Origin of the sequence: Shewanella sp. CG12_big_fil_rev_8_21_14_0_65_47_15 (assembly GCF_002783505.1) — a bacterium.
Classification (GTDB): Bacteria; Pseudomonadota; Gammaproteobacteria; order Enterobacterales; family Shewanellaceae; genus Shewanella.
Genome location: NZ_PFGL01000042.1, coordinates 40,993 through 65,968 on the forward strand (window position 1 = coordinate 40,993; position 24,976 = coordinate 65,968).

The 24,976-nt window shown below is 44.2% G+C and carries 27 protein-coding genes; 19 read left to right on the forward strand and 8 right to left on the reverse strand.

The genetic code is table 11. The features are described from left to right. Positions 1-12: 12 nt before the first annotated feature. The 5 genes from rnpA to COW15_RS10935 all read left to right on the forward strand — a co-directional run bounded on the left by rnpA (position 13) and on the right by COW15_RS10935 (position 5,019). Positions 13-369, forward strand: coding sequence for a ribonuclease P protein component (gene rnpA, locus COW15_RS10915; RefSeq protein ID WP_007652336.1), 357 nt, complete (start codon positions 13-15; stop codon positions 367-369). Beyond that, the gene (gene yidD / locus COW15_RS10920; RefSeq protein ID WP_011070421.1) at positions 336-590 is read left to right on the forward strand and encodes a membrane protein insertion efficiency factor YidD; all 255 of its coding nucleotides are present in this window, start codon (positions 336-338) and stop codon (positions 588-590) included. The genes rnpA and yidD overlap by 34 nt, the downstream gene beginning before the upstream one ends. Positions 591-593: 3 nt before the next feature. Next, positions 594-2,219 carry a membrane protein insertase YidC gene (gene yidC, locus COW15_RS10925; RefSeq protein ID WP_293632601.1) on the forward strand — a complete coding sequence of 542 codons (1,626 nt, stop codon included), beginning with the start codon at positions 594-596 and terminating at the stop codon, positions 2,217-2,219. Positions 2,220-2,324: 105 nt separating this feature from the next. Further along, positions 2,325-3,686 carry a tRNA uridine-5-carboxymethylaminomethyl(34) synthesis GTPase MnmE gene (gene mnmE / locus COW15_RS10930; RefSeq protein WP_293632602.1) on the forward strand — a complete coding sequence of 454 codons (1,362 nt, stop codon included), beginning with the start codon at positions 2,325-2,327 and terminating at the stop codon, positions 3,684-3,686. Between the two features lie 163 nt (positions 3,687-3,849). Then, the gene (locus tag COW15_RS10935) at positions 3,850-5,019 is read left to right on the forward strand and encodes a site-specific integrase (protein WP_293632603.1); all 1,170 of its coding nucleotides are present in this window, start codon (positions 3,850-3,852) and stop codon (positions 5,017-5,019) included. A gap of 406 nt (positions 5,020-5,425) precedes the next feature. Here the strand turns inward: COW15_RS10935 and COW15_RS10940 are convergent, their stop codons facing one another. The 3 genes from COW15_RS10940 to COW15_RS10950 are packed head-to-tail and all read right to left on the reverse strand — an operon-like array spanning position 5,426 to position 7,720. After that, positions 5,426-5,770, reverse strand: a complete 345-nt coding sequence (locus tag COW15_RS10940; RefSeq protein ID WP_259561444.1) for a helix-turn-helix domain-containing protein — start codon at positions 5,768-5,770, stop codon at positions 5,426-5,428. Between the two features lie 59 nt (positions 5,771-5,829). After that, complete coding sequence (locus COW15_RS10945; protein ID WP_293632604.1) at positions 5,830-7,506, reverse strand: DUF927 domain-containing protein; 1,677 nt, start codon at positions 7,504-7,506, stop codon at positions 5,830-5,832. 13 nt (positions 7,507-7,519) lie between these two features. Beyond that, on the reverse strand, positions 7,520-7,720 hold the full coding sequence (locus COW15_RS10950; RefSeq protein ID WP_286994456.1) for a helix-turn-helix domain-containing protein: 201 nt from the start codon (positions 7,718-7,720) through the stop codon (positions 7,520-7,522). A 532-nt stretch (positions 7,721-8,252) separates the two neighbouring features. On the opposite strand from COW15_RS10950, the gene mobI reads away from it, so the two are divergent. The 4 genes from mobI to dinD all read left to right on the forward strand — a co-directional run bounded on the left by mobI (position 8,253) and on the right by dinD (position 12,259). Further along, on the forward strand, positions 8,253-8,813 hold the full coding sequence (mobI, locus tag COW15_RS10955) for a conjugative transfer protein MobI(A/C) (protein WP_286994455.1): 561 nt from the start codon (positions 8,253-8,255) through the stop codon (positions 8,811-8,813). 446 nt (positions 8,814-9,259) lie between these two features. Next, positions 9,260-9,853 (forward strand): restriction endonuclease subunit S, encoded by a 594-nt coding sequence (locus tag COW15_RS10960; protein WP_293632605.1) that lies wholly within the window; start codon positions 9,260-9,262, stop codon positions 9,851-9,853. A gap of 1 nt (position 9,854) precedes the next feature. Then, a complete protein-coding gene (locus COW15_RS10965) occupies positions 9,855-11,387 on the forward strand; it encodes a type I restriction-modification system subunit M (RefSeq protein WP_293632606.1) in 1,533 nt (510 codons plus the stop codon). A gap of 11 nt (positions 11,388-11,398) precedes the next feature. Beyond that, a complete protein-coding gene (dinD, locus tag COW15_RS10970; RefSeq protein WP_286994449.1) occupies positions 11,399-12,259 on the forward strand; it encodes a DNA damage-inducible protein D in 861 nt (286 codons plus the stop codon). A 6-nt stretch (positions 12,260-12,265) separates the two neighbouring features. Here the strand turns inward: dinD and COW15_RS10975 are convergent, their stop codons facing one another. The 5 genes from COW15_RS10975 to COW15_RS10995 form a co-directional block, all read right to left on the reverse strand. Then, positions 12,266-12,880: a recombinase family protein gene (locus tag COW15_RS10975; RefSeq protein WP_293632607.1), complete on the reverse strand. Its 615-nt coding sequence runs from the start codon at positions 12,878-12,880 to the stop codon at positions 12,266-12,268. Between the two features lie 132 nt (positions 12,881-13,012). Further along, the gene (locus tag COW15_RS10980) at positions 13,013-13,396 is read right to left on the reverse strand and encodes a hypothetical protein (RefSeq protein ID WP_049766862.1); all 384 of its coding nucleotides are present in this window, start codon (positions 13,394-13,396) and stop codon (positions 13,013-13,015) included. Between the two features lie 125 nt (positions 13,397-13,521). After that, entirely contained in the window at positions 13,522-13,932 is a 411-nt protein-coding gene (locus COW15_RS10985; protein WP_293632608.1) for a hypothetical protein, read from the reverse strand. Further along, positions 13,929-14,771 (reverse strand): hypothetical protein, encoded by an 843-nt coding sequence (locus tag COW15_RS10990; RefSeq protein WP_011920338.1) that lies wholly within the window; start codon positions 14,769-14,771, stop codon positions 13,929-13,931. Before COW15_RS10990 ends, COW15_RS10985 begins: the two co-directional genes overlap by 4 nt. A 364-nt stretch (positions 14,772-15,135) precedes the next feature. Beyond that, the gene (locus COW15_RS10995) at positions 15,136-16,686 is read right to left on the reverse strand and encodes an oligopeptide:H+ symporter (RefSeq protein WP_293632609.1); all 1,551 of its coding nucleotides are present in this window, start codon (positions 16,684-16,686) and stop codon (positions 15,136-15,138) included. A gap of 182 nt (positions 16,687-16,868) precedes the next feature. Here COW15_RS10995 and mioC point away from each other — a divergent pair, with 182 nt between their 5' ends. The 10 genes from mioC (at position 16,869) to atpH (ending at position 24,968) form a co-directional block, all read left to right on the forward strand. Beyond that, positions 16,869-17,309 (forward strand): FMN-binding protein MioC, encoded by a 441-nt coding sequence (mioC, locus tag COW15_RS11000; protein ID WP_293632610.1) that lies wholly within the window; start codon positions 16,869-16,871, stop codon positions 17,307-17,309. 440 nt (positions 17,310-17,749) lie between these two features. Further along, complete coding sequence (mnmG, locus tag COW15_RS11005) at positions 17,750-19,639, forward strand: tRNA uridine-5-carboxymethylaminomethyl(34) synthesis enzyme MnmG (RefSeq protein ID WP_293632611.1); 1,890 nt, start codon at positions 17,750-17,752, stop codon at positions 19,637-19,639. A 117-nt stretch (positions 19,640-19,756) separates the two neighbouring features. Then, a complete protein-coding gene (rsmG, locus tag COW15_RS11010) occupies positions 19,757-20,377 on the forward strand; it encodes a 16S rRNA (guanine(527)-N(7))-methyltransferase RsmG (protein ID WP_293632612.1) in 621 nt (206 codons plus the stop codon). A gap of 74 nt (positions 20,378-20,451) precedes the next feature. Continuing rightward, positions 20,452-21,240 (forward strand): ParA family protein, encoded by a 789-nt coding sequence (locus tag COW15_RS11015; RefSeq protein ID WP_007652328.1) that lies wholly within the window; start codon positions 20,452-20,454, stop codon positions 21,238-21,240. A 9-nt stretch (positions 21,241-21,249) separates the two neighbouring features. Beyond that, positions 21,250-22,128, forward strand: a complete 879-nt coding sequence (locus COW15_RS11020; RefSeq protein ID WP_293632613.1) for a ParB/RepB/Spo0J family partition protein — start codon at positions 21,250-21,252, stop codon at positions 22,126-22,128. 225 nt (positions 22,129-22,353) lie between these two features. After that, a complete protein-coding gene (locus COW15_RS11025) occupies positions 22,354-22,737 on the forward strand; it encodes an ATP synthase subunit I (RefSeq protein WP_037459758.1) in 384 nt (127 codons plus the stop codon). A 12-nt stretch (positions 22,738-22,749) separates the two neighbouring features. Continuing rightward, the gene (gene atpB, locus COW15_RS11030; RefSeq protein WP_293632614.1) at positions 22,750-23,586 is read left to right on the forward strand and encodes a F0F1 ATP synthase subunit A; all 837 of its coding nucleotides are present in this window, start codon (positions 22,750-22,752) and stop codon (positions 23,584-23,586) included. Between the two features lie 63 nt (positions 23,587-23,649). After that, positions 23,650-23,910 carry a F0F1 ATP synthase subunit C gene (atpE, locus tag COW15_RS11035; RefSeq protein ID WP_293632615.1) on the forward strand — a complete coding sequence of 87 codons (261 nt, stop codon included), beginning with the start codon at positions 23,650-23,652 and terminating at the stop codon, positions 23,908-23,910. A 38-nt stretch (positions 23,911-23,948) separates the two neighbouring features. Next, complete coding sequence (gene atpF / locus COW15_RS11040) at positions 23,949-24,419, forward strand: F0F1 ATP synthase subunit B (protein WP_037459755.1); 471 nt, start codon at positions 23,949-23,951, stop codon at positions 24,417-24,419. A 15-nt stretch (positions 24,420-24,434) separates the two neighbouring features. Next, positions 24,435-24,968 (forward strand): F0F1 ATP synthase subunit delta, encoded by a 534-nt coding sequence (gene atpH / locus COW15_RS11045; RefSeq protein ID WP_253989615.1) that lies wholly within the window; start codon positions 24,435-24,437, stop codon positions 24,966-24,968. The last annotated feature ends 8 nt before the right edge of the window (positions 24,969-24,976 follow it).

Below are 24,976 nucleotides of genomic sequence, written 5' to 3' on the forward strand. Positions count from 1 at the left end.
GTGGATAACTAGTTGACTAGCTATACCTTTACGCGGGAGTTACGTTTGCTAACTCCCGCGCAATTTAAATCTGTATTCTCCAATCCCATCAAAGCATCTTCTGCTGAAATTACCTTGCTCGCTATTCCTAACTCGGAACAACATCCGCGTCTGGGCCTTACTGTTGCTAAACGCTATGTAAAACGCGCCAATCAACGTAATCGCATTAAGCGCGTCATCAGAGATAGTTTTCGTTTAAATCAACACGACATTCCTCACCTTGATATCGTTGTGCTGGTCAGAAATGGCGTGATGGAAATGGAAAACGCAGAAATCAACAAATTGATAGAAAAGCTATGGCGCAAACTCAGTCGCCGCTACAATGGCTAGCGACCACGTTAATTCGTGGCTATCAAATCTTCATTAGCCCTATACTGGGCCCTCGTTGTCGTTTCAATCCCACTTGCTCTCATTACGCCATTGAAGCAATAAAAGTGCACGGAACCGCGAAAGGTTGTTGGTTTGCATTGAAACGCATATTAAAATGTCACCCTTTACATCCCGGCGGTAGCGATCCCGTCCCCCCTAAAAATGACAGGTGTAATAAATAGGCTATGGAATCTCAACGCAATATATTGCTCATAGGACTACTGTTTGTCAGCTTTTTGCTGTGGCAACAGTGGCAAGCAGACAAAGCTCCTAAACCCGTTGCAACCGAATCGTCCTTAGTGGCGAACACGGCTAGCACTCACAGTGCCGATGTTCCAGAAGCTGATACAGGTGTGCCAGCAGCCGTCGCTGCAACTCAAAATATTATCACGGTAAAAACCGATCAACTCGATGTGCAACTCAACCCTGTGGGTGGTGACATCGTTTTTGCAGCGCTAGTTTCACACAAAATGGAACAGGGTAAAGACCAACCCTTCGTGTTGCTTGAGCAAACGAAAGATTTCACTTATATAGCCCAGAGTGGCCTGATTGGTCGTGATGGTATCGATAGCAGTGCCAAAGGTCGTGCAGTATTCACTGCCTCTGCGACTGAATTTACCTTAGCCGATGGCCAAGACAGCTTAGAAGTTCCATTAACTTATGTCGCTGACAATGGCGTGACATACACTAAAGTGTTTGTATTCCATCGCGGCAAGTTTAACGTCGATATTGATTACAAGATCAACAACACCTCGACAACGCCACTGCAAGTACAGATGTACGGTCAGATTAAACAAACAATTAAGCCGACCGAAAGCAGCATGATGATGCCAACCTACCGCGGTGGCGCATTCTCAACGCAAGATGTGCGTTATGAGAAATACAAGTTTGATGACATGGCTAAAGGCAACCTGAACCAAGCTACCTTGGGCGGTTGGGCTGCGATGCTACAACATTACTTCGTATCGGCTTGGATCCCACCAGCGACCGACAGCAACACGATTTTCTCAAGTGTTAGCGCAGGCGGTTTAGCTAACATTGGCTTCCGCGGCGCGGTATACGATATTGCACCAGGTGCGACTCAAGAAATTAGCTCACAGTTCTACGTTGGTCCTAAGGATCAAAAAGCTCTGTCAGCCATCTCTGATACCTTAAACCTAGTAGTTGATTACGGTTTCCTTTGGTGGTTAGCCGTTCCAATCCACTGGTTATTGATGTTCTATCAATCATTTGTGGGTAACTGGGGTGTGGCAATTATCCTGATCACCTTAACCGTTCGTGGTTTACTGTTCCCGCTGACCAAAGCGCAGTACACCTCAATGGCGAAGATGCGCAACCTGCAACCTAAACTGACTGAGCTGAAAGAACGTTTTGGTGATGACCGTCAGAAGATGGGTCAGGCCATGATGGAACTGTATAAGAAAGAAAAAGTTAACCCTATGGGTGGTTGCTTACCTATCATTTTACAGATGCCAATCTTCATTGCCTTGTACTGGGTATTGCTAGAAAGCTTCGAGCTACGTCATGCGCCATTTATGTTATGGATCCACGACTTATCGGTACAAGATCCTTACTACATTCTGCCACTGCTGATGGGCGCATCTATGTTTGTGATGCAGAAGATGCAACCTATCGCACCGACAATGGATCCAATGCAAGTGAAGATGATGCAGTGGATGCCAATGATCTTTACCGTATTCTTCCTGTGGTTCCCATCGGGTCTAGTACTGTACTGGTTAGTGGGTAACATAGTTGCCATTATCCAGCAGAAGATTATTTATGCAGGTCTAGAGAAAAAAGGCTTAAAATAAGCCCTAGCGCTAGATAGGAGCCAACAACTCCTACATATTTAAAAAGGCGGCTTCATTGGCCGCCTTTTCCTTTAGATGATTTGATCGATATTAGTGGGTATTTCCGTGACAACTGACACTATCGTGGCTCAAGCCACCGCGCCCGGACGTGGCGGCGTGGGTATCATTCGAATTTCAGGCAACAAGGCCAGTGATGTTGCTATGGCCATCTTAGGTCATCAACCTAAGACCCGTTATGCCGACTATTGCGACTTTAAAAGTGCCTCGGGCCAAGTGATAGACCAAGGTATAGCGCTATTTTTTAAAGGCCCTAATTCCTTTACCGGTGAAGATGTATTGGAACTTCAAGGACACGGCGGGCAAATCGTCCTCGATATGCTGATCAAACGCGTATTGGAAATTGAAGGTATTCGTATCGCCAAACCGGGTGAATTTAGCGAACAGGCCTTTATGAACGATAAGCTCGACTTAACCCAAGCCGAGGCCATTGCCGACCTTATCGATGCCACCAGCGAGCAAGCCGCTAAAAGCGCACTGCAATCGCTACAGGGTGAGTTTTCTAAGGAAGTTCATGAGCTGGTGGACCAAGTCACGAACCTGCGTTTATACGTTGAAGCCGCGATTGATTTCCCCGATGAAGAAGTCGACTTTTTAAGTGATGGCAAAATTGCCAATGCGCTGTATAAAATCATCGACAAACTCGACCTAGTGCAAGCCAGCGCCAAGCAAGGCTCTATTATCCGTGAAGGCATGAAAGTAGTGATTGCCGGTCGCCCCAATGCCGGAAAATCCAGTTTATTAAATGCCTTAGCAGGTAAAGAGTCGGCGATTGTCACCGAAATAGCCGGTACCACCCGTGATGTATTACGTGAACATATCCATTTAGATGGCATGCCGCTGCATATTATCGATACCGCGGGTCTACGCGACACCACTGATACCGTTGAACAAATCGGTATAGAGCGCGCCTGGAACGAGATAAATAGTGCCGATCGCGTATTATTTATGGTGGATGGCACCACAACCGCCGCCGTCGATCCCCATGATATTTGGCCCGATTTTATCGATCGCCTGCCCGCCAATTTGGGCGTGACAGTGATCCGCAATAAAGCCGATCTCACTGGCGAAAACTTAATGATGACCGAAGAACAAGGTTACAGCGTCTATCGGATCTCGGCCAAAACCGGGCTCGGTGTTGAAGAGCTAAAGCAGCACTTAAAGTCCCTCATGGGCTATCAGAGTAATCTCGAAGGTGGCTTTATTGCCCGTCGCCGTCATCTCGAAGCACTCGAGATAGCCGCAAGTCACTTGCAACTAGGCAAAGAGCAATTAGAAATCTACCTCGCGGGCGAACTGCTGGCTGAAGAGTTACGTATGTGCCAATTAGCATTATCCGAGATCACCGGACGCTTTACTTCCGACGACCTACTCGGCAAAATTTTTAGCTCATTCTGTATCGGGAAGTAAAAGAGTAAAACGCATCAAACCAAATCAAAACAACATTATGATTTTAAAATAATTTTGTTTTATTGGGTGGGAAGCAATTTGAAGGGTTTTGTCTATTCTTGCTCCGTATGTGCTCCGAAGATAAATTCTGGAGCACATGCGGAGCACAAGATGAGAAAAACCTATGAAAATCAATATACAAAAACGAGAACCAGATAAGAATGGCCTGCGCCCCATCAGGCTTGTGTACTATTACGGCTCAAAGACCTCGGAAGACGGTTCAAGGGCTCAAAAGCGCTCTTACGAACCGCTGAATCTATTCCTCTATAACAAGCCAAAAAACGCAGTTGAGCGCGAGTACAATAAAACTACACTGCAAAAAGCCGAAGCTATTCGTGCCAAACGCCTGCTAGAAATGGAATCTGCCAAACATGGCTTGGATGACCGCACAAAACTTAATGCCAGCTTCTTTGACTACTTCGATCAAGTAACAGCAAGTAAAGCATCCGGTAGTAAATCCAATTACTCAATTTGGGTTTCAGCGGGCATCCATCTCCACCGATACCACGGCCACGCAGAACTTACTTTTGAACAGGTAGATAAATACTTCTTGGAAGGGTTCCGCCATTACCTACAGCATGAGGCAATAACAAAATCAGATACCGGCCTATCCAGGAATACCGCCTGTAGCTACTTCAATAAAATCCGGGCTGCGCTCAACCAAGCGCAACGAGACCGAATAATCAGAGATAACCCTGTTGAACAAGTCAAATCCATCAAAGCAGAGAGGACACAGCGCACTTACCTTACTCTGGATGAGGTAAAGGCCCTTACCAAGGCTGAATGCCGTTACGATGTGCTACGAAGAGCATTTCTGTTCTCCTGCACTACGGGTCTACGCTGGTCAGACATACATAAACTGGTATGGAGTGAAATTGAACTGTTTGCCCAAGGCCACTACCGAATAATCTTTTCCCAGATAAAGCTCAAAAACTCGGGCAATGGTCTGCAATATCTCGACTTACCGGATTCAGCAGTACGTTTGCTCAACTTGGAAAACAGGGGAAAACCGACAGAACGGGTCTTTAAAGGCTTACGTTACGACAGCTATAGCAATGTCGCGCTAGTGCAGTGGGCTATACGTGCCGGGATAACCAAACACGTGACCTTTCATGCTGGCCGACACACCTTTGCTGTAAACCAGCTTGCCCGTGGTCTGGACATCTATTCCCTTTCCAGATTGCTTGGCCACAGCGAACTCAGAACGACAGAAATCTACGCAGATATTCTGGAAACCCGCCGCACAGAGGCCATGCGGACCTTTCCTGATATCTTCGATGAGTCATCAGACTAAGAGCATTATTGCTACCAAACGACTAAATCTTTACAAAGAAAAGGGCACCTCGACAGTGCCCTCCATCAACCACATAAGATCGTTAGTTTTTACATCCGTTCTTATCACATGTGATTTTCTCGTGGGAATTAACCCAGTGATCTGCATTTTTCTTCGTATCAGTGCCGCAGCCAGTAGTGCCGCCTTTAGCACCGCTGTGTACGACACCTGTTGGAGTATGTTTAACAGACATATTTACCGTCCATAGTTAATGATGTGTTTTTGATAGCGCGTAAGCACATTAAGACTTAGTCATTAAAACCTAATCTGTCAATTTAAATAGCAACAGTTACATGTCACAGCTAGAGAACATGACATGTAACGCATCTAATGATTAATTTTTACTTTCAGCAGCTTAAATAGCTACTCAATATCTCCGACCATAAAATTTTCGGTTAGCAACTAGATGATCTGCAGCGGCTTTATCAATCTCATCTGAAGAAGCAACTCGGTTACTCTGCAACCAAGCCAAGATATCGGCTCGCCTGAAGAACACACGGTTACCATTAGGTTTGAAGAATGGAATCTTGCGTTCATGGGTCAATCGGTACAAAGTGCTTTTCTTTAGCCCCGTCAGCTCAGCACATTCCTCAACGGTGAGGATTTCCTTTGTTGTGTCAGGACGTTGCTCGTTTTTGATGTGATCGGTAATCAGTTTTTTAAGCTGTGACATATCCATCAGCATGCGCTGAAGCATCTCTTTTTCAGTCATGTTGATACTCCTTTACCTCAGAATCAAACAGGGAAAAGTGGGAAACTGGGAACACTAAGCTAGTCGTCATGTTCAACCCTCTCTAAGTCTTCAAGGTGGCGCCTAACTTGGTCAGGTTTGAGCGCAAAAAAACGTTGAAACTCACCATTAATCCGCGTCTTATAGGTTCCCCTGGAGCGCTCATTAGTTACCAAGCAATTGCGTTGCAGCAAGATTTCCACTTCTCGCATATAGTGGGTGGGAAGCTCAAGTTTTTGCAGGAAATGAGTTTTGTTGATAAGCCACAATTCGCATCCATCCAGTGAACGGCGGTAACCTGGCATTCCCTTACCTGAATCCTGATCAATTTCACCGATATTGCGTTCCCAGTTGCGCATCGCTTTTTCCAATGCCCTAAGCAGCCTAAACTCTTCGGAATTCTTAGAGTGCCCACGATTAGCGAGCCACGCACGAAGGACTTTATGTACAGCATCGAGTGACTCTTCCTCAGACCACGGCAAGATGAAATTTCGACTAGCGAGGCATAGTGCAGTACCAATCAGTGCAAATCGTCTAACGACTCGCTGTACTTGAGAGGCCATTGAATCGCTTGTCCAAGCGTTGCTAAGACGACCAATTTCATAGCTGAGGTAGCGGCTAAGCTCATCATGCTGCCCTGTAAGTAGCGATAACCACTCTCGGATTACTGTGCCATGAAAGCACTGACAAGACATTTTAAGCTCATCAACGAATTGTTGAGCGCTCTTACGGCCATGTAATTCATCGAATGCGCCATGTATACCAAAAATTGGGATCTCCACCAGTCGTATCTGCTGACCAGCCCTAAGTGGCTTACCTATCTGCTGAAGTAATTCGGCAATCCAAACTTCCCCGCTACTGAGCACCAGCGTTCGCCATTGTGACGTCGCGGCCAACTCTCCTGAAACGTTAGCGCGCAGTTTTCCTGAGCCGTTCATGATCTGATAAATGGCAGTATCAACGTCTTCTGGGCGAGCCATTCCTATCTCATCCAGCGTCAGCAACATATCGTTGTGCTCTGATGAGACTGCAGCCAATCCATTGCTTGTAGAGATCCAGCTACGTCTATAGCTATCGCTGCCATATAAGCTTGCCGCAATCTGCAACAAAGTTGTTTTACCGGCGGAAGAAGCGCCAACGAAATGAAAGGCTCCGTTTTCCATGCCCGCTGGCGCAAGTAACGGTGCGGCCAACCCAGTTCCTACACAAAAAATAGCCAGCGGATTCCCACTGCACAGCTTCCCAACATGGTTTTGCCAATCTCTCAAATCCCCGGCTTCCTCTAACAACGTGGAGCTAGATAGCTGACCCACAAAATGATGTGGTTCATCGGCAGTTCCAACAGTCCAATTGCTTGTGGCAAATATGGGCCCGTGCCAGCCTGTGCGATTCACCACAGTAGCCGGAGCAGCAAGAGCCATCTGCTCTATTAGAAAATGTTGAAGCCGACTCCAACTTGACTGACCTGGAGTTAAGGGATAACCAGTATCAACCAACATATCCCTGATCTGGCGGGCGTTATCGCTGTTAAGATCTCGTGCATATACAACTTCACGTAGCATTACTCCATCGAAGTTCAGCCATTCCAGCAAAGCCCCATGCCCGTGCCGTTTGTCAGTTAAACGAGTACGAGCCAAAACCTGAATCCAACCGCCTATTCGCAGCCAGCGATCAGAAGACAAGCAATAGAGCCCATCATCTTGCAACTTATATTGCATCACTCGTCCTCCGTTACAAATCACTCAACCAGGCAGCTATATCGCTGTACCTAAAGCGCACAGTACGTCCATTAGGATTGGGTTTTATTGGAGGAGGAAAGCGTCCATCTCGCACGTAGCGACGAAGTGTCGCTTGTGACGTTTGCAAAACGTCACACACTTCTGCATAAGTCAGTAACCGCTCGCCTTGTTTAGATTTGGTATTACCCTTCATGATGACTCCTGTTTATTATCTAGCTTGCAGGAGCAATCATCTCGAAAAAGGCTAACTAAACAGACCGCTGGAACAGCCCTTTTGGGACACATTCATAAAAACTATCAATACACTGATATTTAATGAAATTTATTTAGCCTAAACTTAAGAAACAGCCTCAGGAGTACAAAAAAGCCAAGCGGCTAATGAATTGACCTACATTACCGTATCAATTTGTGCGCCTGTGAACGCCCCAAGAATAAACTTTCACATGTGAAAGTTTAGAGACCTGACGATTTACAACGCTTAAAGCCACGTCCCCCATTAAAAATGGAATCGTTTGGATGAGGTATTTTGAAGAAGATAGCAGTTGTATGGAATAAACCTGTCTAGGTCCCCCATTAGATAGTTATTGGAAAGGAATTGGCTGGGTCTTTTGGCTAAGGCGTCATACCAAAAGACCCAAGTGCCCAAAAAGGGCATGAAGACAGGGGATGAAAATGGGTATACAGCAATAGACTGCCTCTGTATCAACAACACAGAGGATCGTTCAATGACAGACCCATTTACAGTTTTGAATAAACAAATTGCGGCTTGGAATACTTTTTTATCAAACGATGACAAAAAGATAGACCACGACGAGGCAATGCTTTTCGCCCATTCGTCATCACAACAGTATTTACGTTACGTTCACAGGTCTGTTGAGCTGGAACAGCTGCGTTATTACTACATGGCACGCCAGATTTCAGAACTATTTTGGCAACACAACAAGGCTCATAGAGGTAAGGAAACACCCGGTTATCCAGGCCACTATGGCTGCAGAGTACGACTACGAGATAGAAAGTTTGAAATGTACTGGTTCTACAATGAGTTCACTCGTAAAAAAGGAACTGATGGCTATAACGTCATCAGCCATTATCTATCTCGTGGTGACCAATATCGCTACCTACGATCAACCTTTTCCCTTGCTCAGGACTGGGAAAAACCAGTCATCGAATTCGTTGAAGACAACTTTGCCGTCATTCGTCGAGCAAATGCCAATCTGATGCGGATACGACAATTGTGTCGTTGGAACGAAAATAAGCTCGTTGAAATGACAGATAGCCTTAATTAGTGGAAATAAAGAGAAAAACGTTCTGAACAAACAAAAATAAAAATCCTTTATTTTCATTGTGATAAAGGAAAAGTATTAAAAATACAAAACTAGGAGGGTCGTACTACTTGCAGTGTATCAAAAAGAGATCTAATATTATTCTGTAACTAGGAGAGTTCTCCTAGTGTACGAGGGAGGGGCAACTCCCTCGTACAGATACACACTTAATCAAGGAGACTAAAATTCATGCACAGAATAAATTATCAAAATACTGGGACAAATGCTACAAAGAACGACAAACGACCAATGCTAGTAAGATTAACCTTTTTTATTCTTCTTCACATAGCATCTACCACACCTATTAACTATGACTTATCTGTTCACATTGGTGAAGTTTCAATTTATCAATCTGTTAGTATCAATCAACATGAAGGAAAAGGGGAGTAACTCCCCCTTCTGTTAACCTTATGAACATATCCAAAACACTAGCTGAGATAACAACGATAAAACTTGGCATGGCATTTACCTCAGCAATCAAAGACAAAGGTAATGAGGGTTCGTGCTATCTCATTCAGACAAAAGATATTACGCTTGATGGCAGTATAGCAGCCAACACACTGGCAAAAGTGATTCCGGAGGGTAGTCCTGATAGTCATTACTTAAGACCTGGAGATCTTTTATTTCGTTTGAGAGGGCCAGTGTTTTCTGCGGCAATCTTTAGTGAGGAATGGGATAGACCAACCATAACAACCAATCAAACCGCGGTGATACGCTGCAATCACAACCTTATTTCACCTTATTATTTACAGTGGTACATCAACTCATTGTTAGGGCAACGTTACTTTAATGGAATGAGTGAAGGAACCAACATTAATAAAGTGACCGCAAAAATTCTGGCTGCAATGCCGATAGATTTACCACCATTAGAGCAACAGTACCAAATCGAAAAAATCCACAGAAACTGGCTTGCACAAAAAGAAACCTATCAGCGTCTAATTGTTAATGGCGATATTTATTTTGACCAGTTATGTACGCAGATTCAGTTAGGAAATCAGTCATAAAATGAACGAAAATATCAATCAAGACAGTATAAACAAAGCATTGTGGGACTCTTGTAACATTTTCCGTGGCACTACCGACGCAGACGATTACATAGACTTAATCCTGACCATGTTATTTCTTAAATACATTTCTGATGTATGGCAAGACCATTACGATGGTTACAAAGCTCAGTATGATGATACTCCAGAGCTCATCGAAGAGATGATGAAGTACGAGCGTTTTGCGCTACCCAAAAACGCCAGCTTCTATTATTTGTACGAACATCGTTATGAACCTGACAATGGTAAGCGCATTGACCAAGCACTGCATGCCATTGAAGAAACCAATGGCACCAAATTCAGAGATTCAGGGAAAAGTGTGTTCCAAGATATCTCTTTCAACACCGACCGCTTAGGTGAAGATAAACAGAAGAACAGCATCCTACGTTATCTGCTGGAAGTCTTTGCTAAGCCGGAACTAAACCTCAAACCTAGTCGCGTCGGTACATTGGATGTAATTGGTAATGCCTATGAATACTTAATCAAAAACTTCGCAGTCAGTAGTGGCAAGAAATCCGGTGAATTTTATACCCCACCAGAAGTCAGTGACTTGATTGCAGAGTTGCTTGAACCGCAGCCAGGCGACAGTATCTGCGATCCTACCTGTGGTTCTGGCTCACTATTAATAAAATGTGGAAATAAAGTACGAACAAAATTTGATAGTAAAAACTACGCTCTCTATGGGCAGGAGATGAATGGTTCAACTTGGTCACGGGCCAAAATGAATATGTTCCTGCACGGTGAAGACAACCACAAAATCGAATGGGGCGATACCATTCGCAATCCTAAATTGTTGGATAAAAACGGCGACTTAATGCTGTTTGATATTGTAGCAGCCAACCCGCCGTTTTCTGTAGTTCAATGGGGACATGAGGACGCTGAAAATGACAAGTTCAACCGTTTTCGTCGTGGTATACCGCCAAAAACTAAAGGCGACTATGCCTTCATTCTACATATGATAGAGACACTTAAACCTAAGACTGGTCGTATGGGGGTAATTGTTCCCCACGGTGTGCTATTCCGTGGCTCAACTGAGGCCAAAATCCGCCAGCAATTGATTGATGAAAATCTACTGGATGCAGTGATTGGCCTGCCAGATAAGCTCTTTTATGGGACCGGCATTCCAGCCGTAATTCTGATTTTCAAAAAAGAAAAGGTTGATGACAACGTCCTATTTATCGATGCCTCACACGAGTTTAAACCCGGTAAAAACCAGAACCAACTCAGTGCCGACAATATCGCAAAAATCGTCGCAACCTACAAAGCGAATGAAAACGTCGATAAATACGCCTATCTTGCCAGTCTGAAAGATATCCAAGATAACGACTACAACCTCAACATTCCACGTTATGTAGATACTTTCGAAGAAGAGAAAAAAATCGACCTGATGGCTGTACATGCTGAGCGTGAACAACTTAAAGCCCACTTAGCTAGTTTGGAGGATGAAATGACAGGTTATTTGGCCAAATTGGGCTTTGGGAACAATGCAAAATAAGGAGGGACAAAATGGAACAACAACAAATTCAAACACTCACAACAACCTTTGAAGGTCATGCTCAGCAAACCGAAAATGGTGTTGAATATTGGTTAGCGAGAGATCTGCAACACCTATTGGGCTATGGGAAATGGGATAACTTTGTCAGCGTCATATCAAAAGCTAAAACTGCCTGTGAAATCAGCGGCCATGCCATTGTGGACCATTTTGCCGACGTCGGGAAAATGGTCGAGCTAGGTTCAGGCAGCCAACGAGAAATCGACGATGTAATGCTTACTCGTTACGCCTGCTATCTGGTCGCACAAAACGGTGATTCACGTAAGCAAGAAATAGCCTTCGCACAAACCTATTTTGCAATGCAAACCCGTAAAGCAGAGTTAATTGAACAACGTTTGCTAGAAGCTGAACGAGTGCTAGCACGGCAAAAACTATCAGCCACCGAAAAAGAGCTCTCCAGTGTTATATTTGAACAAACTGGCGGTAACCAAAACTTTGCATTGATCCGCAGCAAAGGTGACACAGCACTGTTTGGTAAAAGCACACAAGCAATGAAAGCCCAATGGCAAGTGCCCGATAACCGCCCGCTAGCCGACTTTGCACCAACGATTATTCTCAAAGCCAAAGACTTTGCCACTGAGATCACTATCCACAATGCACGAACACAGCAGATGACCCGCGAGCAGCAAATATCCATCGAGCATGTAACCAATAACGATGCTGTACGCCAAACACTATTAAGCCGAGGTATACGACCAGAACATTTACCACCTTCAGAAGATGTGAAAAAGGTCGAGCGACGATTAGCATCCGCAGACAAAAAGTCATTGAAAAAACCGGACACGCTAAGTGATGGGGATACAAAAAATGAATAATTCGAACTAGACCATACTCTTCGAGATAGTAGCAATCAGGTGCCGCGAACACCCTAACATATCTTGAATGTCACTGTAGCTATGCCCAGTTTTCAGTAGGCTGGCTATGTGCTGGTGACGTTTGAGATCTGGCTGACGCCCATTATATTTACCATCGGATTTAGCCTTTGCGATTCCCTGTGATTGACGACGTCGCCGGTCATCATAATCTTTGCGAGCAACGGCAGCGAGCATGTCCAACATCATGGCATTCACCGCCTGTAAAATAGTACCGGTAAAGTCAATTTCGCTATGTTGTTGCAAAGCCAGCCAACTGGTGGGTAGTTCCGGTGAAACAATGGCTAGGCGTTTGCTAGCCAGCTTTTGTTTCAACGTATCCCAATCACTTTGCTTGAGCCGCGCCAGACGGTCGATCTGTTCAACCAGCACAATGTCACCCTCGCCTGACTCGGCAATCAGGCGCATCAACTCAGGCCGGTGCAATGTGGCGCCAGAAACATTCTCGATATAAAAAGCGGCGATTCGCTGGCCATATTGAGCAGCAAACTGGATAAGGGAATCACGAGCCCGTTCAGCATTTTGTTCTTTGGTTGATGCCCTAAGGTAAGCTCGAATGAACATCTTGATCTCCACAGTCTGTTATAAGTGGTGCTGTATCTCTGGTCTGGTTTAGGTGGTTCTGTTGGAAGAAAAGCCAGTCTGATGGCTAGTTCCGTTGATGTGTACTCAAAAGGAACCAGCTAAGTGCCAAAATCAGTCATCAAACCCAATATGGTTTCTATAGTCGTAATCAAAACTATCCATGAAAACGGAACTATCTGGTTTCATTCGTTTATGACGACTTGGTATTGGGTAGGTTTTATTTAACTTCATCATATTTCTGACAAACGCAACGAATAGATAGCCAGCCCAAAGTGCCAAGGACATTTGCCAACACAAATAAGTGAGCGCACACCAAAAAGGAACGGCTAACCACCATCTGCGTTGGATAAATGCGAAAGCTTTAAAGCACCAAATGACCAATGGCAAACCTGCGAGCAAGAATCCCCATCCAGAGTCTTGAGCTAGCATCAATCCCAGTAGCAAAACACCAAGCAACACTATATTTACTAAATCATTTTTGAGATTTTGACTCATGTTTCCCCTCCAACTCTTCGGTTTGAGGTTTGTCTTGGCCTGACAATTTCTGATTGGCGCTATAGCTGTAAAGACACCAGAAGGTGACCAAACTAAAAAATAGGAATAGCCCAAGCATTCCCCAGTCAAATGCAGTCATAACGACCTCCGCTCACTCGAATATCAATTCCCTGTAAACTGAATAACTTGGAAAACATAGAATCAGTCATTTCATCGAGTTCAGATAATTCGAATTCAGGGACTATAAGAGGCATGCCAAAATACTGAAGGTTACGATAGGATGATGGCTCAAAAATGCCGTGCGGATAGCTGTCTAATGTGTTGAAAGTCTGATTCAGTCTGAGATCAACAATCCAACTATGTGGATAGACTAATTCTCCCGTGCTCTTGCATTTGACACATCCCACTCTAGGTTGATGAAACACCGAATCTCTCGTCAGTAGATGACTGATCAGGTAGGTAATAATTATGGGGTCAGTTTGAAGTTCATCCATCGCCAGAACAATATTGTCTAGATCCTGATATTCACTATTCATAAAGCAGGCTCCTTAAACAACAGTTGTTTTCCTTGTTCATACAGCACTGGATATGGGAGAGATTGGCCATCCTGAACCACAAGGTTAGGTGGGTAATAGATCACCATCCACGATGGCAATGCAGCACTGACGGCTCTATAAAACTCATCAACTGGAAAGTCTTGTTGGCCTGACTGGCGGAAAACAAAGCGAGAATAGTTCTTCGAGTGATTGGCGACGATGTTATAGCTTTCGGACTCACCACCTTTAATATAGAGCGGGCTCTTCCAGAGATAAGGAGTCGTAATGTTGTAAGCAACCACACATTGACCAATACCGCATCCATGCTCAGCGCTTTCAACAGACCAAAGAATCATGGGATGGCCATCAATTTCCGGTGTTTCTACATTACTCAGTTTAGTGACATTCAACGCCATATCATCGGCCACATGCTGGATAGCCTGGTCGACAAGATGCACGTATTTCTCATAAGCCTGAGATTCTGAAGTAGCAGCAGATGCGGGCATCCATCCCATTAGACTTGGTCTAGCCGAGGGATTGTCTGGTGTCATCATTATATCGGTAGCGTTAAACGCGAACGTCTGCGTACCAGAAAGACGCCTAAGCGGATCATCAAATGAAGTCGTTAGCCTGGCGAGATCAAGCAATGGAACCAACATACCCTTGCTATAAGAGTGGACACCATCGTGGGAATCTCTCAAATCCAAATCGTAGATGCCCCCGGCTCGCGCTAGATTTAAAGCCCGAGATTCATCTTGAGCATAATGACGGGGTCCAGTTACGCAACCAGACAAGGACACACATAAAGCGATTAATGATAAAGATGGGTATTTTTTCATGATTACCTCCTGCTTTATAAAGATTCGCATGGAGGTAGTAAAATGCAAGCTATTTTGATAAATAATTATTAAAAATCAATAGTTTGTACTGACAGTACAAACTTCAAAATGGGTAACAATAGCAGTTTATATTCTTTTCCCACTTTCCCAGATATCCCACTTTAAAAATGTTGAGAATCCCCTAGAATAGATACTTCCATGACAAAACCCGACAAATGAGTTGCACTCCACATGTGCGCCAATATTCTTCTAACAATTTGAATAGTTTTACATTTTTAGTTTCTGTATCGGCAAATAATTGATTCAAATAAAAAAGCCCATTTAAAATGGGCTTTTTTGTCTTCCTAATGGAGTAAAATTTGCGTTACCCCACTTGGCGATAGTGATCCTGCATCTGATAGGATCTGGCGTAAAGTGCAAATACCAATGCAGCTAAAAGGGCAAATCCAGCGAAGAAAAACATTTGGAACGCCGTGGTACTAATACCCGTTTGTGTAATTTGTTCAGTCACAGCAGGGCTTTTTACACTGACATTAGCCAGCAGTACCCAAAGGTTTCCGACTGTCACTGAAAGGGTCCAAAAGCTCATAATGCTCCCCTTCATGGCTTTAGGTGCTTGGCTATAAGCAAATTCTAGCCCCGTAGCCGAAACCAACACTTCACCAAATGTCAGCAAGGCATAGGGTAAAATCTGCCAGAAGATAGAAAGTACTGAACCGCCATCCATCATCAATTGAATCGTTCCTACCACTATCCAACTTAAACCTGTGATAGCAATCCCCGCCCCCATTTTACGCAGCGCTGTCAGTTTTATCCCCATACGCTCAATCGCGGGATATAACACAAAATTATTAAATGGGATCAATAACATGACTAATAATGGATTCAAGGCTTGCATCATAGCAGGTTCAAACCATTCAGGCTTAGCCATATCGTTAGCCTGTAAAATCCAAGTAGATGCCTTTTGATCGAACAAGGACCAAAACGGGGTAACTAAGGCAAATAGCACTAAAATACGTAGCACAGACCGTACACCATCCACGGCATGATCAGGGTGGATCCCCCTAGCTCTTTCAAGCTGCAGTGAAGCCCCTACGCCGGTAAAGCCCATAACGAGTACCAGTGCACAACATAAACCCGCCACAATGCCTAAAGTAGGAATATTCACTAAAGCATAGGCTGCAGACACCAAGCCAATTAAAGCGAGTACTAAACCCACATTGGCTTGACCAGCGACTTTAGTCAGTAATGCTGTACGGATGACAGGTAAAAAACCATGGGGATCTTTAGATTCGGGTGGCATATGCACATAACGCTTGCGCCCTAACCAAAAAAATACGGTTGCAATAAACATCAGTACACCTGGGATCCCAAATGCCACCGCCGCGCCAAAATTTTTCAGTAGCAATGGCATAGATAAAGAAGCGAAGAAAGAGCCAAAATTGATCGTAAAATAAAACATATCGAAGGCCTTCTGAGCCAAAGATTTGTTGGTTTGATCAAACTGATCCCCCATAAAGGAAGAAACTAAGGGCTTAATACCACCCGAGCCAAGGGCGATCAAAAACAACCCAGTATAGAACCCTTGAATACTGTGCTCAAAAATGGCAAGAAAAGCATGACCGACACAATAAATTAAGCTAAGCCACAGAATAGTATTGTATTTTCCGAAGAAACGGTCAGCGATCCAACCACCTAATAATGGGAAAAAATACACCCCGATGACAAAGGAATGGAACACATCCTTTGCCATGGCACCACGGAGATGTTCCGGTACTGATAACAAGAGTGCCGTCATCAAGAAGGGCGTTAGAATGTTGCGCATTCCATAAAAGCTAAAACGCTCACAAGCTTCGCTGGCAATGATATAAGGAATTTGGCGTGGCCACTGGGCTGAAGGAACAGGAGCTGTCATCGATTATCCTATTATAATTTTTATTAAAACCTTGCGGTCATGATGTATAAAGCACGTATGGATAGCCAAAGACACTAACAGACTGCGGAGCATATTTGCCAAAATTTATACAAAAAACGTGGCAAATCCGATGTAAACACCATCAAATAGCAAAAATTTAACGACCACAGAGAGCAGTAATAATGACAAAGATCGCTATTTTAGTAGGAACAACCTTAGGCAGTAGTGAATATATAGCCGATGAAATGATGGATCAATTGAAGAGCTTAGGGCATGAAGTGAGTTGTTATCTTAGTCCTACCATTAGCGAATTAGCCCCGTACACATATTGGATTGTTGTTTGCTCAACCCACGGCGCTGGCGATCTTCCCGACAATATTCAACCTTTCTGTAATGAAATCACCTTAAAAAATCCAGATCTCTCCCATGTAAATTTAGCCCTGTGTGCCATAGGAGATTCCAGTTACGACACTTTCTGCCAAGGCCCAGAAAAGTTAATCGATGCCCTTAAATACTGCGGTGTAAAAGTGTGTGTGGATAAGATCCAGATCGATGTACAACAAGATCCTGTGCCAGAAGACCCAGCCCTCGCATGGTTAGCACAATGGCAAGATAATATTTAAGATCGCAATTGGGTTTAACTAAGGGACGACACACAGTTTAGATCCTATTTATCCACAATTTACTTATTTTAGGTATAAATATGTGGATAAGCTATTATTTAGATCTGATCAACCTCTGTGCTATTCACACTCAGATCCGCTCAATGATCCACCTTGTGGATAAGTAGCGGATCTATCCCCACCTTATATCCGATTAGATCGCGATCAGATCACAGGTTCAAATATTCATTAATATATGATTTTTATACATAAATAACCTTATACACAGAAAACTGCGATCCTAATAGTAAACATAATAAGAAGATCTATATAAAGATCTTAAGATCTATTAGTCCGGATCAACCCGATCGAACAAGGTAAAATGATCATTCACCTAGCGCAAAGCAAATGCTAAAATGATCGGCTCGTGTTGAGTCTCTTAGGTTATTAAAGGTAGTGTCATGCATTTTCATGAACGGTTTGATGTTATTGTTGTTGGTGGTGGTCATGCCGGAACTGAAGCCGCATTGGCAGCTGCAAGAATGGGTTCTAAAACGTTATTACTAACGCACAATATTGATACGTTAGGACAAATGTCATGCAACCCAGCAATTGGCGGGATTGGTAAAGGGCATTTAGTGAAAGAAATAGACGCCCTAGGTGGTGCTATGGCTATCGCAACCGATTATGCCGGGATCCAATTTCGTACTTTAAACTCGAGTAAAGGCCCAGCCGTTCGTGCAACACGTGCTCAAGCTGACCGCGCTTTATACCGTCACAAAATCCAAAATATTCTGCAAAATCAGGCTAATTTACGGATATTCCAACAGGCTGTAGACGATCTTATTGTTGAGAATGATCGAGTGATCGGTGTGGTTACTCAAATGGGATTAGCCTTTGAATCGCCAGCGATCGTGTTAACGACTGGAACATTTTTAAGCGGAAAGATCCACATAGGTTTAGAAAACTACAGTGGTGGCCGTGCAGGCGATCCACCAGCCATTGCACTTGCACATCGTTTACGTGAGTTACCAATACGTGTTGGTCGTTTAAAAACGGGTACGCCACCACGTATCGATGCAAACACAATCGATTTTTCTCAAATGGCTGAACAAAAAGGCGATTCTCCATTGCCCGTCATGTCATTTATGGGGGATGTAAGCCATCACCCTAAACAGATTTCATGCTATATCACCCACACTAATGAAAAAACCCATGACATTATTCGTGGTGGTTTAGATAGAAGTCCTATGTATTCAGGGGTTATTGAAGGGATTGGCCCACGCTACTGCCCTTCGATTGAAGATAAAATTCATCGTTTCTCAGACAAATCCTCGCACCAGATCTTTATTGAACCCGAAGGATTAAATACCACTGAAATTTATCCAAATGGGATCTCCACCAGCTTGCCCTTCGATGTGCAGTTAAATCTCGTGCGTTCGATCAAAGGCATGGAGAACGCGGAAATAGTTCGTCCTGGTTATGCGATCGAATACGATTATTTTGATCCGCGGGATCTTAAAAACTCATTAGAAACCAAAACGATCAATGGTTTATTCTTCGCTGGCCAAATCAACGGTACAACAGGTTATGAAGAAGCGGGCGCCCAAGGCTTACTCGCGGGTATGAATGCGGCACTGCAAGTGCAGGGCAAAGAGGCTTGGTGCCCACGTCGTGACGAAGCTTACTTAGGTGTACTGGTTGACGATTTATCAACCTTAGGGACAAAAGAACCCTACCGCATGTTCACTAGCCGCGCGGAATACCGCTTATTACTCCGTGAAGACAATGCCGATTTACGTTTAACCGCCAAGGGCCGTGAACTCGGGTTAGTGGATGATGCTCGTTGGGCGGCATTCAGTGAAAAATTAGAATCCATTGAACTTGAGTTACAACGCTTACGCGCTCAGTGGGTGCATCCAAATTCACCTCTAATCCATGCGTTGAACCCGCATTTGAATACGCCGATCTCCCGCGAGGCGTCATTTGAAGAATTACTGCGTCGTCCAGAGATGGATTACAGTAAGCTGATGCAGATCGACGGTTTTGGTCCCGGACTTGAAGATCCGCAAGCCGCCGAGCAAGTGCAGATCCAAGTAAAATACTCTGGCTATATCCAACGTCAGCAAGAAGAGATCAACAAAGCTGTTCGCAATGAAAACACAGGCTTACCCTTAAACCTCGATTATAAAGAGGTTCCTGGCCTATCAAATGAGGTGATCGCAAAACTGAATAACCATAAGCCGGAAACCATAGGACAAGCATCACGGATCTCTGGCATAACCCCTGCGGCGATTTCAATTTTACTGGTCCACCTTAAAAAGCGTGGCTTATTACGCAAGAGTGCGTAAATGCTAGCTTAATCGACGGTTTGGTCGCAGAAGGGAAGCATTCATGCTTCCCTTCGACGTTTCAGGGCTTCATAATAGCCTTCGAGTTTATAAACGTATCTTTGTTGAGGTTGCTCAGTGTTATCAGCCCAGTTAGAGGCTTATTTAGCCGCAATTAATTTGCCCGCAACAGCGGAGCAGAAAAAACAACTGCTTGATTTTGTTGGCATGCTCAACAAGTGGAATAAAGCCTATAACCTGACTTCGGTGAGAGATCCTGAGGCCATGTTGATCCGCCATATTATGGATAGCTTAGTCGTATCAGAGCATTTACAGGGTGAGCGCTTTATCGATGTAGGCACTGGCCCTGGTTTACCCGGCATTCCACTGGCGATAATGAACCCAGATAAAACCTTTGTACTGCTCGATAGCTTAGGCAAACGCATCCGTTTTCAAAAACAAGTGGCCTTCGAGTTAGGTATTCACAATATCAGTTCGGTGGAAAGTCGCGTCGAAGCCTATCAACCCGAGCAAAAATTCGATGGAGTACTTAGCCGTGCCTTCGCATCGATTCAAGATATGCTGACTTGGTGCCATCATTTACCCGCAGAAAATGGGCAGTATTATGCCCTTAAAGGCCAGTTAAATGATGAAGAGATGCAACAGATCCCCGCAGGATTTGTGGTTAAAAGTATCATAGAACTCAAAGTGCCAAAGCTCGATGAACAAAGACATTTATTAAAAATAATCAAAGAATAACAGGCTTAAAGCTCCTTCTAGAGTGTGGATTTTTAAGTAGGCAATAAACCAGAATTTACATACAGGGTGATATTGTGGGTAAAGTAATTGCCGTGGCTAACCAGAAAGGTGGCGTAGGAAAAACAACTACTTGCGTTAACTTAGCTGCTTCGTTAGCCGCAACAAAACGCAAAGTGCTACTGATCGATCTCGATCCACAGGGTAATGCCACTATGGGCAGTGGTGTCGATAAATACGACGTCGATAATACGGCTTACGAATTGCTGGTTGAAGATAAACCCTTCGATGAGATCGTCGTTAAAAACACCGCGGGTAAATATGATCTGATCGCCAGTAATGGCGATGTGACAGCTGCTGAAATCAAGCTGATGGAGTTTTTTGCCCGTGAGATCCGTCTACGTAATGCGCTCGCACCGATAAAAGATCAATACGATTATATCTTTATCGACTGCCCTCCTTCGCTCAATATGCTGACGGTTAATGCGATGTCCGCCGCTGATTCTGTATTGGTACCAATGCAATGTGAGTATTTTGCCCTGGAAGGCTTAACGGCGCTTATCGATACCATTACCAAGTTAGCGGCTTTTGTTAATCCAGGACTTGGGATCGAAGGGATTCTACGCACTATGTACGATCCCCGTAATCGCCTCTCAAATGATGTGTCCGATCAGCTAAAACAACATTTTGGCGATAAGGTCTATCGCACTGTGATCCCGCGTAATGTCAGGCTGGCTGAGGCGCCCAGTTTTGGCGCACCTGCTATGTATTACGACAAGTCGAGCGCGGGTGCTAAGGCATACTTGGCGCTCGCAGGGGAAATGATCCGCCGTTCAGAACAGAAAACTCAGGCTAAGCAAGCGTAAAGGATCACCATGACGTTAAAAAAAAGAGGATTAGGCAAAGGGTTAGATGCCTTGCTGAGTAACAGTCACGCTGCCAGTAAAAAGCACTCTGAGGAAGTGACTGTTGTCGATAAAAAAGAAGAACTTATCCATCTTGATCTGGATCTTCTGCAACCGGGGAAGTATCAACCGCGTAAAGACATGTCCCCCGAGGCATTGGAAGAACTGGCGCACTCTATCCGCAATCAAGGCATTATTCAGCCTATCGTTGTAAGACAAGTCGCAAACGATATGTATGAGATCATTGCTGGTGAGCGCCGTTGGCGTGCCTCACAACTGGCGGGTATCAGTAAAATTCCTTGTATTGTTAAACAAGTCCCCGATGAAGCCGCCGTTGCTATCGCCTTGATTGAAAACATTCAGCGTGAAGATTTAAATGCCATGGAAGAAGCCATAGCATTGCAACGTTTAATGCAAGAATTTGAGCTGACTCACCAACAGGTCGCCGATGTTGTGGGAAAATCCCGAGCGAGTGTATCTAACTTGCTACGATTAAACGGCTTGAATGAGCCGGTTAAGCGTTTACTCGAGTATGGCGATATCGATATGGGCCATGCTCGTGCTTTGTTAGCAATTGAGGGCGAAGAACAGACAAATCTCGCGAGATTAGTGGCGGCCAAGGAATTAACCGTTCGTGAAACTGAACGATTGATTAACCAAACCTTAAATCCACCCAAACCAGCCGAAACTACGACTAAAGATCAAGATGTTTGTCGTTTAGAGCAGCAGTTAATTGAAAGATTAGGTGCTAAGGTTTCTATCGCCCATAGCAGTAAGGGTAAAGGTAAAATTGTAATTAACTATCAGAATCTGGCTGAATTAGACGGAATTCTTAGCAAAATTCATTAATGTCTGTAGATTAACAGTTTTTAATGTAAATTTGTGACAGATGTTAATTTTACATTTTGACTGTTTTAACGCTATATCAGGTTAAAAGTGTTGTTTTTCCTTATCTCAAAGTTGCAATGAAGGCGTGAAAAGGTATACTTTCGCAAGCTTTTTGTGCATCGACAAAAATACGGATATTTGTCATCCGGTCATCGAAACAAAAAGTATGAATGCGGAGAGGATGAATTGAGTAAGGTTTTAGCGCGTCGTGGCCGGTGGTCAGCCTATAAATTGGTGTTGATGCAGGCGGCGGTCGCTGGGGGTGCTTCAATTCTCTTTTTCGCCGTGTGGGGAGTTCAGTTTGGCTATTCTGCATTAGCAGGTGGTTCAATCGCTGTGCTCCCTAATTTTGTATTCGCGACCCTCGCTTTTTCCCATACGGGAGCAAGTTCAGCTGCAAAAGTCATTAAGACTTTTTACTGGGGGGAAGCGGTAAAGTTGCTGTTAACCATCGCAATGTTTTCGTTGGTGTTTATCAATCTTAAGGTCGCATTTATGCCGCTTTTTGTTTGTTACGTATTAACGTTAATTGTGCATTGGACAGCTCCTTTATACTTCAAGCAAAGTTAAGTGGGATGAATCATGGCTGCAACTGGTGAAGCGTTAACACCGCAGGGCTATATCCAACATCACCTTACGAACCTGCAGGTTTGTGCTACCGATAATGGGTTAGCAGTTAATCATGCATGTGAAAAGGCAGGTTTTTGGACATGGCACATTGATTCGTTGTTCTTTTCGGTTGGTCTTGGTGTTCTGTTCCTGTGGATTTTCCGCAGCGTTGGTAAAAAAGCGACTTCCGGTGTTCCTGGTAAGCTTCAGTGCTTTATCGAGATGATCGTTGAGTTCGTAAATAACAGCGTGAAAGAAAGTTTTCATGGTCGCAATGCCCTGATCGCGCCTTTAGCTCTGACCATTTTTGTATGGGTATTCATGATGAACTTCATGGATATGATCCCTGTGGATTGGCTGCCTCACGCAGCTGCTTTAGCAGGTATCCCTTATCTTAAAGCGGTTCCGACAACTGACGTAAACATCACCTTCAGCTTAGCTATTGGTGTGTTTGTGCTGATTATTTTTTACAGCATTAAGGTCAAAGGCGTGTCTGGGTTTGTTAAAGAACTGACGCTACAGCCCTTTAACCATAAGGCAATGATACCCGTCAACCTCCTATTAGAGACTGTTACTTTAATTGCTAAGCCAATTTCATTGGCATTGCGACTCTTTGGTAACTTGTACGCAGGTGAGTTGATCTTCATCCTTATTGCGCTGATGTATGGTACCAACTTGTTATTATCTTCCCTAGGTGTGACTCTGCAGCTAGGTTGGTTAATTTTCCACATTTTGGTTATCACGCTGCAGGCGTTTATCTTCATGATGTTGACCATTGTTTATTTAAGCATGGCCCATGAAGATCATTAAGGATTGCTGAAGAAATTTTAAACTAAATCATCAACTAATTAGATTTAGATACTGGAGATACAGATGGAAACGATTTTAGGCATGACAGCTATCGCTGTTGCTCTGCTGATTGGTATGGGTGCTCTTGGTACTGCAATCGGTTTTGGCTTATTAGGCGGCAAGTTCCTGGAAGGCGCTGCGCGTCAACCAGAAATGGCTCCTATGCTACAAGTTAAAATGTTCATCGTAGCGGGTCTTCTTGACGCCGTAACTATGATCGGTGTTGGTATCGCATTATTTATGCTATTTACCAACCCATTAGGTGGAATGTTAGTAGCAAACTAAAAAAACGCTTCTGTCTTAACTCTAAATAGGAGGCTGTTGTGAATTTCAACGCTACCCTAATCGGTCAGACGGTCGCCTTTATCATCTTCGTGTGGTTTTGCATGAAGTTTGTATGGCCCCCTTTGATGAATGCCATCGAAGAGCGCCAAAAAAGGATTGCTGACGGTCTAGCTGATGCTGATCGTGCGGTAAAAGACCTGGAGTTGGCACAAGCGAAAGCGACTGACCAACTAAAAGAAGCCAAGGTAACTGCTAACGAAATTATTGAGCAAGCGAACAAACGCAAAGCGCAAATAGTTGAAGAAGCAAAAGCCGAAGCAGACGCTGAGCGTGCAAAAATCATCGCTCAGGGTAAAGCAGAAATTGAAGCTGAACGTAATCGCGTGAAAGAGGATCTGCGTAAGCAGGTTGCTACTCTTGCCATCATGGGTGCTGAGAAGATCCTTGAGCGTTCTATTGATCCAGCCGCCCACAGTGACATAGTTAATAAACTAGTCGCTGAAATTTGATAAGGGAGTTGAGTTATGGCTGAATTAACCACCATCGCTCGCCCTTACGCAAAGGCAGCTTTTGACGTTGCTGTTGAACATAATGCAGTGGATAACTGGGCCGAAATGCTCACGTTTGCCGCCTTGGTAAGTGAAAACGAAACCATGCAGCCGCTGCTGACTGGCTCTTTAGCCAGTACAAAACTCGCCGCACTCTTTATTAGTGTCTGTGGTGAGCAAATCAATGAGCAAGGTCAAAACTTGATAAAGGTAATGGCTGAAAACGGTCGCTTAAAGGTACTACCTGCTGTATCTCAGTTATTTACTGAATACCGTAATGAGTGGGCAAAAGAAGTGGAAGCCGACGTGGTTTCTGCAACTGAGCTGAGCTCTGAACAACAACAGCAGATTGGTATTTCTTTAGAGAAACGTCTCGCACGCAAAGTTAAGCTGAATTGCAGCACTGACGCCGCGCTCATCGCCGGTGTAATTATTAAGGCAGGTGATCTAGTCATTGATGGCTCGGTCCGCGGTAAATTATCGCGTCTGTCTGATAAGCTGCAGTCGTAATTGGGAGT